A 13,853-nucleotide genomic window follows, 5' to 3' on the forward strand; every position below is an offset into this window, starting at 1 on the left:
GACTCGATCATGAACTGTCATGAGCCTGGCATGTGTTCGCCGTAGTGGCGGACCACTGCTAGGGGGGTTCATGAGACACAGAGCGAGATCGATCCTCGCTGTCGGCGCGCTCCTGATCAGCGGAGCGAGCATCGCACCCATCGCCCAGGCACGGACCGCGGGTCCGGCGGCGAAGTCCGGCCCGGACGAAGTCAAGGTCTACCGCGCCGAAGTGACCAAGCAACAGATACCGCTGTTGCTGGCCGCCGGACAGGACGGTCACGAACTCGGCGAGCAGGCACCCGACACGGGCACGACCGACGTCGAGGTCTATCTCACCGGTGACCAGGCGAAGAAGCTGGAGAAGCAGGGCGTCGACCTCACCGAGCACACCCTCTCGGCCAAGGCCGAGAACCGCGTCGAGGCCGCGGCCGAGGGCGTGTTCCGCCCGTACAGCGGCAGCGGCGGCCTGAAGGAGGAGATCGTCAGGACCGGTCAGGAGAACCCCGGTCTCACCAAGGTCGTCTCCATCGGCAAGACGGTCGGGGGTCAGGACATCCTCGCGGTCAAGCTGACCAAGGACGCCAAGAAGTCCAAGGACGGCTCCAAGCCCTCCGTGCTGTACATGTCCAACCAGCACGCGCGCGAGTGGATCACGCCGGAGATGACCAGGCGGCTGCTCCACTACTACGTGGACAACTACAAGACCGACCGGCGGGTCAAGAAGATCGTCGACTCCACCGAGCTGTGGTTCGTCCTGTCGGCCAACCCCGACGGCTACGACTACACCTTCCGGAGCACCGACAACCGCCTGTGGCGCAAGAACCTGCGGGACGTCAACGGCGACGGCGTCATCAGCACCGGCGACGGCGTCGACCTCAACCGCAACTTCGCCTACAAGTGGGGCTACGACGACGAGGGTTCGTCCCCCAACCCGACCAGCGAGACCTACCGCGGCGCGGCCCCGGCCTCCGAGCCCGAGACCAGGGCACTGGACGCGTTCGAGAAGCGCATCGACTTCACGTACGGCATCAACTACCACTCCGCCGCCGAACTCATCCTCTACGGCGTCGGCTGGCAGGTGGCCACGCCGACCCCGGACGACGTCCTCTACAAGGCGCTCGCCGGCACCCCCGACAACTCCGCGATCCCCGGCTACCACCCGCAGGTCGCCTCGGAGCTGTACACCACCAACGGCGAGGCGGACGGTCACGCCGGCAACGTCAACGGCACGTCGATGTTCACCCCCGAGATGTCGACCTGCCAGACCGTGTCGAACCTCGACCCGGCCGACGCGTGGAACGCCTCCGACTGCCAGTCGGGCTTCAACTTCCCGGACGACGAGAAGCTGATCCAGCAGGAGTTCGCCAAGAACGTCCCGTTCGCGCTCTCCGTCGCCGAGAGCGCCGCGCACCCCGACCAGCCGTCGTCCTCGGTCGGCCTGAACGCCGCCGACTTCACCCCGGCCGCGTTCCCGACGTCGTACTCGCGAGGGGCCGACCAGGAGGTCTCCGTCGTCGTCCGCAAGGCGATCCGCGACAAGGAGCTCAAGTACCGCGTCAACGGCGGCCGTACGCGCGACCAGGCGCTCAGGCCCTGGAGGGGCGGCGAGACCTACGGCGGTGAGGACAACCTCCACTTCGACGAGTACCGGGCCAAGGTCCGGGACGGCGCACCGGGCGACCGGGTCGAGGTGTGGTTCACCGGCGAGACGAAGAGCGGCAAGAAGGTCTCCAGCGGGCACTTCACGTACACCGTGGCCGAGCGGGCCAAGGCCGACACGCTCGTCGTCGCCGAGGAGGGCGCGGCCGCCACGCAGGCGCAGACGTACGTGGACGCGCTGAAGGCCAACGGCCGCAAGGCGCTCGTCTGGGACGTCGCCACCCAGGGCGCGCCCGACGCGCTCGGCGTGCTGGACCACTTCCGGACGGTCGTGCACTACACGGGCGCGAAGACCCCGGGCAACCCCACCCAGCTCCAGCTGCGTGCCTACCTCAACGAGGGCGGCAAGCTGATCGAGGCGGGCGAACTGGCCGGCGGCAGCGTCGACCTCGGCGACGGGACCCCGTCGAACGACTTCAGCCAGTACTACCTGGGCGCCTACTCGCGCACGTCGACCCCCGGCGCCACCGGCTTCACCGGCTCCGGCGACCTGACCGGCGCCGGCGGCGCGCTCGGCCCCGCGACCGGCAACCCGCTGGACCGGGCGGGCACCTACGGCGTCACCTCGGACGAGTTGTCCCCCGCGACCTACCCGCAGTTCGCGAGCGCGGGCGCGGGCCAGTTCGTCGGCACCGTCAACCCGTACGGGCCGTACGCGGGCTCCTCCATGGCCGCCGCGGTGCACACCGACGACGCCTACAAGCGGCTCACGCGGACCATCGACCTCACCGGGGTCACCGCGGCCGACCGGCCCACCCTGAGCAGCCGGCTGCTGTGGGACACCGAACCGGGCTACGACAACGCCCTGATCGAGGCGCACACCGTGGGCGCCGAGGACTGGACGACGCTCCCCGAGGCGGGCGGCGCCACCTCCACCGGGGTACCGGCGGAGTGCGGAGCCGGCTTCTACATCGGTGAGCACCCCTGGCTGCGGCACTACCTGACGCTGGCGGCGGGCGACTGCACCGCGACCGGCACCAGCGGCTCCTGGAACGCCCTCACCGGCTCCTCCGACGGCTGGCAGCAGGTGAACTTCGACCTGAGCGCGTACGCCGGCAAGTCCGTCGAGGTGTCGATCAGTTACGTCACCGACCCGGGCAGCGGCGGCCACGGCGTCCTCGCCGACGAGGCCTCTCTCGTCGTCGGCGGTACGGCCACCGGGACCGAGGGCTTCGAGACGTCCCTGGGTGTCTGGCGGGTCGGCGGACCGCCCGCGGGCAGCCCGGCCGTCCTCAAGGACTGGGCGCGCACCGGTGTGTTGTTCCGTACCTATGGAGCGGTCACCACGGACGACACGGTGCTGCTGGGCTTCGGCCTGGAACACGTCACCGCGGCGGCCGACCGCACGGCCCTGATCGGCAAGGCGCTCAGGGCACTCGCCGGGTAACACCGGGTGACGATTGCATGATCGGAGCGGGTGGTCCGTACCCCTACTGGTGGGTACGGACCGCCTCGCCGTGTATGGGGCATCTCAATGTCACTCCGGGGGCCTCAGGGGGGTAGGGTCGTAGGCGGTCGGGGACATCCCATACAGATCGCCGGTGTCGAAACCGGCGTACCAACGAGGAGATCGGTTCGTGACGATCCGCGTAGGCATCAACGGCTTTGGCCGCATCGGTCGTAACTACTTCCGCGCGCTGCTGGAGCAGGGTGCTGACATCGAGATCGTGGCTGTCAACGACCTGGGTGACACCGCGACCACTGCTCACCTGCTGAAGTACGACACCATTCTGGGCCGTCTCAAGGCCGAGGTGACGCACACCGCCGACACCATCACGGTCGACGGCCACACCATCAAGGTCCTGTCCGAGCGCAACCCCGCGGACATCCCGTGGGGCGAGCTGGGCGTCGACATCGTCATCGAGTCGACGGGCATCTTCACGAAGAAGGCCGACGCCGAGAAGCACATCGCCGGCGGCGCCAAGAAGGTCCTCATCTCGGCTCCGGCCAAGGACGAGGACATCACCATCGTGATGGGCGTCAACCAGGACAAGTACGACGCGGCCAAGCACCACGTCATCTCCAACGCCTCCTGCACCACCAACTGTGTGGCGCCGATGGCCAAGGTTCTCGACGAGAACTTCGGCATCGTCAAGGGCCTGATGACGACGGTCCACGCGTACACCAACGACCAGCGCATCCTGGACTTCCCGCACTCGGACCTGCGCCGCGCCCGCGCCGCCGCCGAGAACATCATCCCGACCACGACGGGTGCCGCGAAGGCCACCGCTCTGGTCCTCCCGCAGCTCAAGGGCAAGCTGGACGGCATCGCGATGCGCGTCCCGGTCCCGACCGGCTCGGCCACCGACCTGGTCGTGACGCTCCAGCGCGAGGTCACCAAGGACGAGGTCAACGCCGCGTTCAAGAAGGCCTCCGAGGACGGCGACCTCAAGGGCTACCTGGCGTACACCGAGGACCCGATCGTCTCCTCGGACATCGTCGGCGACCCGGCCTCCTGCACCTTCGACTCCTCCCTGACCATGGTCCAGGAGGGCAACTCGGTGAAGATCCTCGGCTGGTACGACAACGAGTGGGGCTACTCCAACCGCCTCGTCGACCTGACGGTCTTCGTCGGCGACCAGCTCTGATCGCCGAAACAGGCACCTCGGTGTGAGCACAGGGCTCGGGCAGCGCAAGGACGCGCTGTCCGAGCCCTGACTCGCGTGCAGATCAGCCCACTTTCGATCACGAGCCCTCCCGGGAGTCCCCTTCATGAAGACGATCGACGAACTCCTCGCCGCCGGAGTGGACGGCAAGCGGGTCTTCGTCCGCGCCGACCTCAACGTGCCGATGGCCGACGGCCTCATCACCGACGACGGCCGTATCCGGGCCGTCCTGCCCACCGTCAAGGCCCTCGCCGACGCGGGCGCCAAGGTGGTCGTCGCCTCGCACCTGGGCCGCCCCAAGGGTGCCCCGGACCCGGCCTTCTCGCTGCTCGCCGTCGCCGAGCGGCTCGCCGAACTCCTGGGCGCGCCGGTCGCGTTCGCCCAGGACACGGTCGGCCCCGCCGCCCACGACGCGGTCGACGGCCTCCAGCCCGGCCAGGTCGCGGTCATCGAGAACCTCCGCTTCAACCCCGGCGAGACCGCCAAGGACGACACCGAGCGCGGCGAGTTCGCCGACCGGCTCGCCGCCCTGGCCGACGTCTACGTCGGCGACGGCTTCGGCGCGGTGCACCGCAAGCACGCCTCCGTGTACGACCTCCCGGCGCGCCTGCCGCACTACGCCGGCTACCTCATCGCCGACGAGGTCGCCGTCCTCCAGAAGCTCACCGACGACGTCGAGCGCCCGTACGTCGTCGCCCTCGGCGGCGCCAAGGTCTCCGACAAGCTCGCCGTCATCGACCAGTTGCTCGACAAGGCCGACCGGCTGCTCATCGGTGGTGGCATGGCCTACACCTTCCTCAAGGCGCAGGGCCACGAGGTCGGCATCTCCCTCCTCCAGGAGGACCAGGTCCCGGCCGTCAAGGAGTACATCGAGCGCGCGGAGAAGAACGGCGTCGAGCTCGTGCTGCCGGTCGACGTCCTCGTCTCCTCGGAGTTCCCGGACCTGAAGACGAAGGCCCCGGCCCACCCCACCACCGTCGCCGCGGACGCCATCCCGGCCGACCAGGAGGGTCTGGACATCGGTCCGCAGACCCGCAAGCTGTACGCCTCGAAGCTCGCCGACGCGGCCACCGTCTTCTGGAACGGCCCCATGGGCGTCTTCGAGCACCCCGACTACGCCGAGGGCACCAAGGCGGTCGCCCAGGCCCTCATCGACTCCCCGGCCTTCACGGTCGTCGGCGGTGGCGACTCCGCCGCGGCCGTCCGCATCCTGGGTTTCGACGAGTCGGCATTCGGCCACATCTCGACCGGTGGCGGCGCCTCCCTCGAATACCTCGAGGGCAAGACGCTCCCCGGCCTCGCCGCACTGGAGGACTGACCCCGTATGACCACTCGCACGCCGCTGATGGCGGGCAACTGGAAGATGAACCTCAACCACCTCGAGGCCATCGCCCACGTCCAGAAGCTCGCCTTCGCCCTGGCCGACAAGGACTACGACGCCGTCGAGGTCACCGTCCTGCCGCCCTTCACCGACCTGCGCTCCGTGCAGACGCTGGTCGACGGCGACAAGCTGAGGATCAACTACGGCGCCCAGGACCTCTCGGCGCACGACTCCGGTGCCTACACCGGCGAGATCTCGGGCGCGATGCTGGCCAAGCTGAAGTGCACGTACGTGGTCATCGGCCACTCCGAGCGCCGCCAGTACCACAACGAGACCGACGAGGTCGTGAACGCCAAGGCCAAGACGGCCTTCAAGCACGGCCTGACCCCGATCCTGTGTGTCGGGGAGGAGCTGGACGTCCGCGAGGCGGGCGACCACGTCTCCCACACCCTCGCGCAGGTCGAGGGCGGTCTGAAGGACCTCACGGCCGAGCAGGCCGAGTCCGTCGTGATCGCCTACGAGCCCGTCTGGGCCATCGGCACCGGCAAGGTCTGCGGCGCCGACGACGCCCAGGAGGTCTGCGCGGCGATCCGAGGCAAGATCGCCGAGCTGTACACGCAGGAGCTGGCCGACAAGGTCCGCATCCAGTACGGCGGCTCCGTGAAGTCGGGCAACGTGGCCGAGATCATGGCGAAGGCGGACATCGACGGCGCCCTGGTCGGCGGTGCCTCGCTGGACGTGGACGAGTTCGTCAAGATCGTCCGCTTCCGCGACCAGTGAGCCGACCGGCCGGTCGACCAGCGGGTCGATCAGTGAGTATGCGGTAGCGGCGATCCGTCGTACCCTTGCTGGGGCCGGACTCCTTCCGAGTCCGGCCCCACTCGTCCGTCCAGTTCCGAGGAAGTTGGTCCAGCCGTGGTTTTGGGGTTCTCGATCGCCCTGATCGTCTTCAGCCTGCTGCTGATGCTGCTCGTGCTGATGCACAAGGGGAAGGGCGGCGGCCTCTCCGACATGTTCGGTGGCGGCATGCAGTCGTCCGTCGGCGGCTCCTCGGTCGCCGAGCGCAACCTCGACCGCATCACCGTGGTCCTGGGTGTGCTGTGGTTCGCGTCGATCATCGTGCTCGGCATCCTGATGAAGGGCAACAGCTGATCGACAGCTGACCGACGAAGCGCGCGCGAGCACATTTCGCGCGTAAGGCCCCATGTTCGGTACGCGCAGCTGAGCGCGGCCTATCATGGGGCTTGCGTCTAGGTACGGGGGCTGTAACTCCAAGCACTGGACGCGCGTTGGGCCTTACGTAGACTGAGGCGCTCGCAGCGAAGCGAAACGCCGACTCGCTTCGCGGCACCATCACGCAGGGAGTTACACCGTGGCAAGTGGCAACGCGATCCGAGGAAGCCGGGTCGGGGCGGGGCCGATGGGCGAGGCCGAGCGCGGCGAGTCAGCGCCGCGGCTGCGCATCTCCTTCTGGTGCTCCAACGGGCATGAGACGCAGCCCAGCTTCGCCAGCGACGCACAGGTGCCCGATACCTGGGACTGCCCGCGCTGCGGCTTCCCGGCCGGCCAGGACCGGGACAACCCCCCGGACCCCCCGCGCACCGAGCCCTACAAGACGCACCTCGCCTACGTGCGCGAGCGCCGCAGCGACGCGGACGGCGAGGCGATCCTCGCCGAGGCGCTCGCCAAGCTGCGCGGCGAGATCTAGGACTGGTCCAAGGACCCGGGCTCCGGCCGGACATCGCGAGGTGTCCGCCCGGACCTGATGCCTTCTCCGTCCTGTTCCATCACCTGGCTGACACCAACGCGTCAGCCGGACGTACCTGTAGTTGCGCCGCCGCTCGATTGATCAATTAGGTTGGGAGCGGCAGCGGGGCAAGGTACGCAGCAGGGACAGGCAGGAAAGAAGGCTGAAGTCGGATATGAACGCAGACGGCCGTACCAGGCTCAACCAGACGCCCGAGTGGACCGCTCTGGCCAAGCACCGCGAGGAGCTCGCCGACACGGGTCTGCGGGATCTGTTCGCCGCCGATCCCGGCCGGGGCAGCGGATACACGCTCCAGGTCGGCGACCTGTACATCGACTACTCCAAGCACCTCGTCAACGACGAGACGCTGCGGCTGCTGCGTGAGCTGGCCGCCGCCACCGACGTGTCCGGACTGCGGGACGCCATGTTCCGCGGCGAGAAGATCAACACGACCGAGGACCGGGCGGTGCTGCACACCGCGCTGCGCGCCCCGCGCGGCGCGGTCGTCGAGGTCGACGGCGAGAACGTGGTGCCCGCCGTGCACGCGGTCCTCGACAAGATGAGCGCCTTCGCGGACCGGGTCCGCTCGGGCGAGTGGACCGGCCACACCGGCAAGCGCATCAAGAACGTCGTGAACGTCGGCATCGGCGGCTCCGACCTCGGCCCGGCGATGGCGTACGAGGTGCTGCGCGCCTGCACCGACCGCGAGCTGACCGTCCGCTTCGTCTCCAACGTGGACGGCGCCGACCTGCACGAGGCCACCCGTGACCTCGACCCGGCGGAGACGCTGTTCGTCATCGCGTCGAAGACGTTCACCACCATCGAGACCATCAGCAACGCCACCTCGGCCCGCGACTGGCTGCTGAGCGGCCTGGACGCCGGTCCGGAGGCCGTCGCCAAGCACTTCGTGGCGCTGTCGACCAACGCCGAGAAGGTGTCCGGCTTCGGCATCGACACGGCCAACATGTTCGAGTTCTGGGACTGGGTCGGCGGCCGCTACTCGTACGACTCGGCGATCGGCCTGTCGCTGATGATCGCCATCGGCCCGGACCGGTTCCGCGAGATGCTAGACGGCTTCCACCTCGTCGACGAGCACTTCCGCACCGCGCCCGCCGAGGCCAACGCACCGCTGCTGCTCGGCCTGCTGGGCATCTGGTACGGCAACTTCCACGACGCCCAGTCGCACGCGGTGCTGCCCTACTCGCATTACCTCTCCAAGTTCACGGCGTACCTCCAGCAGCTGGACATGGAGTCCAACGGCAAGTCCGTCGACCGTGAGGGACGAAAGGTCGAGTGGCAGACCGGGCCGGTGGTGTGGGGCACGCCCGGCACCAACGGGCAGCACGCGTACTACCAGTTGATCCACCAGGGCACGAAGCTCATCCCGGCGGACTTCATCGGCTTCGCCGAGCCGGTCGCCGAGCTGAGCGACGGACTCAAGGCGCAGCACGACCTGCTGATGGCCAACTTCTTCGCCCAGACGCAGGCGTTGGCCTTCGGCAAGACGCCCGAAGAGGTACGGGCGGAGGGCGTGCCCGAGGAACTGGTCGCGCACAAGACGTTCCGGGGCGACCACCCCACCACCACGATCCTGGCGCGCGAACTGACTCCGTCGGTCCTCGGCCAGCTGATCGCGCTCTACGAGCACAAGGTGTTCGTCCAGGGCGCCGTGTGGAACATCGACTCCTTCGACCAGTGGGGCGTGGAGCTGGGCAAGGTCCTGGCCAAGCGGATCGAACCGGCCCTGACCGAGGGCGCGGACGTGCCCGGCCTGGACGCGTCCACCCAGTCCCTGGTCGCCACGTACCGGGAGCTCCGCGGCCGGAACTGAGCAGTGCGGTGACGGGAAGCGGGCGGCCCCGGGCCGTCCGCTTCCCGTGCGCTCCCGGCCGGTCCATGAAGCCATGAAACCCGTGCCCGGCGCCCCGTCCGCGCGGAACCCTTACAGCGGCCGGACCTCGTACAACGACCGGAACCCCTACAACGGACGGGACCCGTACGGTCGTCGACCGTACGGGTCCCCAGGCACCGAATCCGCCGTCAGGGTGACGCCGGCGGGTACAAGGAGCGCGGCAGCTGGGAGGCCGCCGCCGAGTCCAGCAGCCACAGGGTGCGCTGCCGGCCGTACGCGCCGGCCGCCGGGGCCTGGATCTCGCCCGCGCCCGACAGGGCGATCGCCGCGGCGTTCGCCTTGTCCTCGCCGGCCGCCAGCAGCCACACCTCACGGGCCGCCCGGATCGCCGGGAGGGTGAGGGTGACCCGGGTCGGCGGGGGCTTGGGCGCGCCGTGCACGCCGACCACCGTGCGCTCGGTCTCCCGTACGGCGGGCAGCTCCGGGAAGAGCGACGCCACATGGGTGTCCGGGCCGACGCCCAGCATCAGGACGTCGAAGGTCGGCACCGCGCCGTGGTTCTCGGGGCCGGCCGCGCGGGCCAGCTCCTCCGCGTAGGCGGCCGCCGCCGCTTCCACGTCCGAGCCGTGCGGACCGTCCGACGCGGGCATGGCGTGCACGCGCTTCGGGTCCAGCGGCACGGAGTCCAGCAGCGCCTCACGGGCCTGCGTGACATTGCGCTCGGGGTCGCCCTCGGGCAGGAACCGCTCGTCGCCCCACCACAGGTCGAGATGGCCCCAGTCGATGGCGTCCCGGGCCGGCTGGGCCGCCAGCGCGGCCAGCAGCCCGTTGCCGTTGCGGCCGCCCGTGAGGACCACGGACGCCGAACCCCGGGAGGCCTGCGCGTCCACGATCTTCGTGATGAGACGGGCCGCGGCGGCCTGTGCCATCAGTTCCTTGTCGTGGTGCACGACCAGCTGGGGAGTGTTCACTTCGCCGCCTTCTTCGGCGGGGCCGGAACCGGGGCCCTACCGGGGGTGGCCGCCTTGGGGGCGGGAGCGGCTACGGGCTTCTCCGCCGCCGCTTGCGGTGCCGCTTCCGGCGTGGCCTGCGACGACTCGTTCAGCCGGTCCACGCCGAACCGCAGCGCCGAGGCGTACGTGTCGTCCGGGTCGAGCCGGCGCAGCTCCTCCGCGATCAGCTCGGCGGTCTCCCGCCGCTTGAGCGCCACCGCGCGGTCCGGCTGGCCGCCGATCGACAGCGTGGCGAGAGAGCCGTCCGCGCGGTCGAGGGCGATCGTGCCGTGGTCGGTGTCCATACGGACCGCCGTCAGGCCGGGGCCCGACGACAGCGAGCGCTTGACCGGGACGTCCAGCCGGTCCGCGAGCCACATGGCGAGCAGCTCGCAGCTCGGGTTGAACTCCTCGCCCTCCACTTCGACCGCCTTGACCTCGCAGACGACCTGGTCCAGGGCCGCGGCCAGCATCGAACGCCAGGGCGTGATGCGGGTCCACGACAGGTCCGTGTCGCCGGGCGCGTAGGTGTCGGCGCGGGCCGACAGCTCCCGCACCGGCTGCTCGGCGGCGTAGGTGTCGGTGACCCGGCGCTGGGCGAGGGCGCCCAGCGGGTCGTTCGCCGGGTCCAGGGGCGCGTTCACCGGCCACCAGACCACCACGGGGGCGTCCGGCAGCAGCAGCGGCAGCACCACCGACTGGGCGTGGTCGGCGACCTCGCCGTACAGACGCAGGACGACCGTCTCGCCGGTGCCCGCGTCCGCGCCCACCCGCACCTCGGCGTCGAGGCGGGACTTCGTACGGTCGCGGGGCGAGCGGGAGACCCGCCTGATGACCACGAGCGTGCGCGAGGGGTGCTCGCGCGACGCGTCGTTGGCGGCCTTCAGGGCGTCGTAGGCGTTCTCCTCGTCGGTGACGATGACGAGGGTGAGCACCATGCCGACGGCGGGGGTGCCGATGGCGCGGCGGCCCTTGACCAGCGCCTTGTTGATCTTGCTGGCGGTGGAGTCCGTCAGGTCTATTTTCATGGCCGGCGCCAGCTCCGTCCGTCTCGCTCGAGCATCTGGTCCGCCTCGACGGGACCCCACGTGCCGGCCGGGTACTGGGCCGGCTTGCCGTGCTTGTCCCAGTACCGCTCGATCGGGTCGAGGATCTCCCAGGAGAGCTCGACCTCCTCGGTGCGCGGGAAGAGGTTGGAGTCGCCGAGCAGGACGTCCAGGATGAGCCGCTCGTACGCCTCCGGGCTGGACTCCGTGAACGACTCGCCGTAGGCGAAGTCCATGGACACGTCCCGGATCTCCATCGACGTGCCCGGCACCTTGGAACCGAAGCGCACGGTGACGCCCTCGTCGGGCTGGACGCGGATCACGATCGCGTTCTGGCCCAGTTCCTCGGTGGCCGTCGTGTCGAAGGGGGAGTGCGGCGCCCGCTGGAAGACGACCGCGATCTCCGTGACGCGGCGGCCCAGGCGCTTGCCGGTCCGCAGGTAGAAGGGCACGCCCGCCCAGCGGCGGTTGTCGATGCCCACCTTGATCGCGGCATAGGTGTCGGTCTTCGACTGGGCGTCGATACCGTCTTCCTGGAGGTAGCCGATGACCTTCTCGCCGCCCTGCCAGCCGGCCGCGTACTGGCCGCGCACGGTGTCCTTGCCCAGGTCCCTGGGCAGCCTCACCGCGCCGAGGACCTTGGTCTTCTCCGCGGCCAGCGCGTCCGCGTCGAAGGAGGCGGGCTCCTCCATGGCCGTCAGGGCCAGGAGCTGGAGAAGGTGGTTCTGGATGACGTCACGGGCGGCGCCGATGCCGTCGTAGTAGCCGGCCCGGCCGCCGATGCCGATGTCCTCGGCCATGGTGATCTGCACGTGGTCCACGAAGGACCGGTTCCAGATCGGCTCGAACATCGTGTTGGCGAACCGCAGCGCCAGGATGTTCTGGACGGTCTCCTTGCCCAGGTAGTGGTCGATGCGGAAGACCTGGTCCGAGCCGAAGACCTCGTGCACGACCTTGTTGAGGTCCTCGGCCGACTTCAGGTCGTGGCCGAACGGCTTCTCGATGACCGCGCGCCGCCAGGAGCCGCCCGTCTGGTCGGCGAGGCCGTGCTTCTTCAGCTGCTGGATGACCACCGGGAAGGAGCGCGGCGGCACGGAGAGGTAGAAGGCGAAGTTGCCGCCCGTCCCCTGCGCCTTGTCGAGCTCCTCGATCGTGCCGCGCAGCCGCTCGAAGGCGTCGTCGTCGTCGAAGGTGCCCTGGACGAAGCGCATCCCCTGGATGAGCTGCTGCCAGACCTCCTCACGGAACGGCGTCCGGGCGTGCTCCTTGACGGCGTCGTGGACCTCGGCGGCGAAGTCCTCGTGCTGCCACTCGCGGCGCGCGAAGCCGACGAGCGAGAAGCCCGGCGGCAGCAGCCCGCGGTTGGCGAGGTCGTAGACGGCGGGCATCAGCTTCTTGCGCGACAGGTCGCCGGTGACGCCGAAGATGACCAGGCCCGACGGCCCCGCGATACGCGGGAGCCGTCGGTCGGCGGGGTCACGCAGCGGGTTCGCTCCGGAACCGGACACGGGGGCCAACGTGTCAGCCCTCCGAAGGGGCGAGGCGCGTGAGCTCCGCCTCGGTCGACTTGAGCAGGTCGTTCCAGGACGTCTCGAACTTGTCGACGCCCTCGTCCTCCAGCAGCTGGACCACGTCGTCGTACGAGATGCCCAGCTTCTCGACGGCGTCGAGCTCGGCGCGGGCCTGCTCGTACGTACCGGCGACCGTGTCGCCACGGACCTCGCCGTGGTCCTCGGTGGCCTCCAGCGTGGCCTCCGGCATGGTGTTCACCGTGTTCGGCGCCACCAGCTCCACGACGTACAGGGTGTCCTTGTACGCCGGGTCCTTGACACCCGTCGAGGCCCACAGCGGGCGCTGCTTGTTCGCCCGCGCCTTGTCGAGGGCCAGCCAGCGGGCCGAGGAGAAGACCTCCTCGTACGCCTGGTAGGCGAGCCGGGCGTTGGCGACGCCCGCCTTGCCGCGGGCGGCCTTGGCCGCGTCGGTGCCCAGGGCGTCGAGCTGCTTGTCGATCTCCGTGTCCACGCGGGACACGAAGAAGGACGCCACCGACTGGATCTTCGACAGGTCCAGGCCGCGGTCCTTGGCCTTCTCCAGGCCGGACAGGTACGCGTCCATGACCTCGCGGTAGCGCTCCAGCGAGAAGATCAGCGTGACGTTGACGCTGATACCGAGGCCGATGACCTCGGTGATCGCCGGGAGGCCCGCCTTGGTGGCCGGGATCTTGATGAGCGTGTTGGGACGGTCCACGAGCCAGGCCAGCTGCTTGGCCTCGGCGATGGTCGCCGCGGTGTTGTGCGCCAGGCGCGGGTCGACCTCGATCGAGACCCGGCCGTCCTGGCCCGCGGTGGCGTCGAAGACCGGGCGCAGGATGTCGGCGGCGTCGCGGACGTCCGCCGTCGTGATCATCCGGATGGCCTCTTCGACGGTGACCTTGCGGGCGGCGAGGTCGGCGAGCTGCTGCTCGTAACCGTCGCCGCTGCTGATCGCCTTCTGGAAGATCGACGGGTTGGTGGTGACGCCGACGACGTGCTGCTGGTCGATCAGCTCGGCGAGGTTGCCGGACGTGATCCGCTTGCGCGACAGGTCGTCCAGCCAGATCGCGACGCCCTCATCGGAGAGGCGCTTCAGTGCGTCTGTCATGGAAAATG

At 69.6% G+C, this 13,853-nt stretch carries 11 protein-coding genes; 7 read left to right on the forward strand and 4 right to left on the reverse strand.

All coding sequences use genetic code 11. The features are described 5' to 3' along the window. Positions 1-70 precede the first annotated feature (70 nt). The 7 genes from ACWCQK_RS13215 to pgi all read left to right on the forward strand — a co-directional run bounded on the left by ACWCQK_RS13215 (position 71) and on the right by pgi (position 9,146). A complete protein-coding gene (locus ACWCQK_RS13215) occupies positions 71-3,028 on the forward strand; it encodes a M14 family zinc carboxypeptidase (protein WP_451155084.1) in 2,958 nt (985 codons plus the stop codon). A 190-nt stretch (positions 3,029-3,218) separates the two neighbouring features. Next, the gene (gene gap / locus ACWCQK_RS13220; RefSeq protein ID WP_451155086.1) at positions 3,219-4,229 is read left to right on the forward strand and encodes a type I glyceraldehyde-3-phosphate dehydrogenase; all 1,011 of its coding nucleotides are present in this window, start codon (positions 3,219-3,221) and stop codon (positions 4,227-4,229) included. Between the two features lie 124 nt (positions 4,230-4,353). Further along, positions 4,354-5,565, forward strand: coding sequence for a phosphoglycerate kinase (locus tag ACWCQK_RS13225; protein ID WP_451155088.1), 1,212 nt, complete (start codon positions 4,354-4,356; stop codon positions 5,563-5,565). A 6-nt stretch (positions 5,566-5,571) separates the two neighbouring features. Then, positions 5,572-6,348 (forward strand): triose-phosphate isomerase, encoded by a 777-nt coding sequence (tpiA, locus tag ACWCQK_RS13230; RefSeq protein WP_451155090.1) that lies wholly within the window; start codon positions 5,572-5,574, stop codon positions 6,346-6,348. A gap of 135 nt (positions 6,349-6,483) precedes the next feature. Further along, positions 6,484-6,720 (forward strand): preprotein translocase subunit SecG, encoded by a 237-nt coding sequence (gene secG, locus ACWCQK_RS13235; RefSeq protein ID WP_385783625.1) that lies wholly within the window; start codon positions 6,484-6,486, stop codon positions 6,718-6,720. Between the two features lie 268 nt (positions 6,721-6,988). Continuing rightward, positions 6,989-7,276 (forward strand): RNA polymerase-binding protein RbpA, encoded by a 288-nt coding sequence (locus tag ACWCQK_RS13240; RefSeq protein WP_004002138.1) that lies wholly within the window; start codon positions 6,989-6,991, stop codon positions 7,274-7,276. 214 nt (positions 7,277-7,490) lie between these two features. Further along, complete coding sequence (pgi, locus tag ACWCQK_RS13245) at positions 7,491-9,146, forward strand: glucose-6-phosphate isomerase (protein WP_451155093.1); 1,656 nt, start codon at positions 7,491-7,493, stop codon at positions 9,144-9,146. Between the two features lie 209 nt (positions 9,147-9,355). Here the strand turns inward: pgi and pgl are convergent, their stop codons facing one another. The 4 genes from pgl to tal are packed head-to-tail and all read right to left on the reverse strand — an operon-like array spanning position 9,356 to position 13,845. Continuing rightward, the gene (pgl, locus tag ACWCQK_RS13250; RefSeq protein WP_451155095.1) at positions 9,356-10,138 is read right to left on the reverse strand and encodes a 6-phosphogluconolactonase; all 783 of its coding nucleotides are present in this window, start codon (positions 10,136-10,138) and stop codon (positions 9,356-9,358) included. Then, positions 10,135-11,187 carry a glucose-6-phosphate dehydrogenase assembly protein OpcA gene (opcA, locus tag ACWCQK_RS13255; protein ID WP_451155097.1) on the reverse strand — a complete coding sequence of 351 codons (1,053 nt, stop codon included), beginning with the start codon at positions 11,185-11,187 and terminating at the stop codon, positions 10,135-10,137. The genes pgl and opcA overlap by 4 nt, the downstream gene beginning before the upstream one ends. Continuing rightward, complete coding sequence (gene zwf, locus ACWCQK_RS13260; RefSeq protein WP_451155099.1) at positions 11,184-12,713, reverse strand: glucose-6-phosphate dehydrogenase; 1,530 nt, start codon at positions 12,711-12,713, stop codon at positions 11,184-11,186. Before zwf ends, opcA begins: the two co-directional genes overlap by 4 nt. A 13-nt stretch (positions 12,714-12,726) precedes the next feature. After that, a complete protein-coding gene (gene tal / locus ACWCQK_RS13265; protein ID WP_451155101.1) occupies positions 12,727-13,845 on the reverse strand; it encodes a transaldolase in 1,119 nt (372 codons plus the stop codon). Between the last annotated feature and the right edge of the window lie 8 nt (positions 13,846-13,853).

The organism is Streptomyces sp. NPDC002306, assembly GCF_053593435.1.

What these genes read in the sequence shown, in the direction of transcription:
- ACWCQK_RS13215 (WP_451155084.1), top strand. Translation starts at nt 71, where the DNA reads ATGAGACACAGAGCGAGATCGATCCTCGCTGTCGGCGCGCTCCTGATC.
- ACWCQK_RS13225 (WP_451155088.1), top strand. Translation starts at nt 4,354, where the DNA reads ATGAAGACGATCGACGAACTCCTCGCCGCCGGAGTGGACGGCAAGCGG.
- tpiA (WP_451155090.1), top strand. Translation starts at nt 5,572, where the DNA reads ATGACCACTCGCACGCCGCTGATGGCGGGCAACTGGAAGATGAACCTC.
- ACWCQK_RS13240 (WP_004002138.1), top strand. Translation starts at nt 6,989, where the DNA reads ATGGGCGAGGCCGAGCGCGGCGAGTCAGCGCCGCGGCTGCGCATCTCC.
- pgi (WP_451155093.1), top strand. Translation starts at nt 7,491, where the DNA reads ATGAACGCAGACGGCCGTACCAGGCTCAACCAGACGCCCGAGTGGACC.
- opcA (WP_451155097.1), bottom strand. Translation starts at nt 11,187, where the DNA reads ATGAAAATAGACCTGACGGACTCCACCGCCAGCAAGATCAACAAGGCG.
- tal (WP_451155101.1), bottom strand. Translation starts at nt 13,845, where the DNA reads ATGACAGACGCACTGAAGCGCCTCTCCGATGAGGGCGTCGCGATCTGG.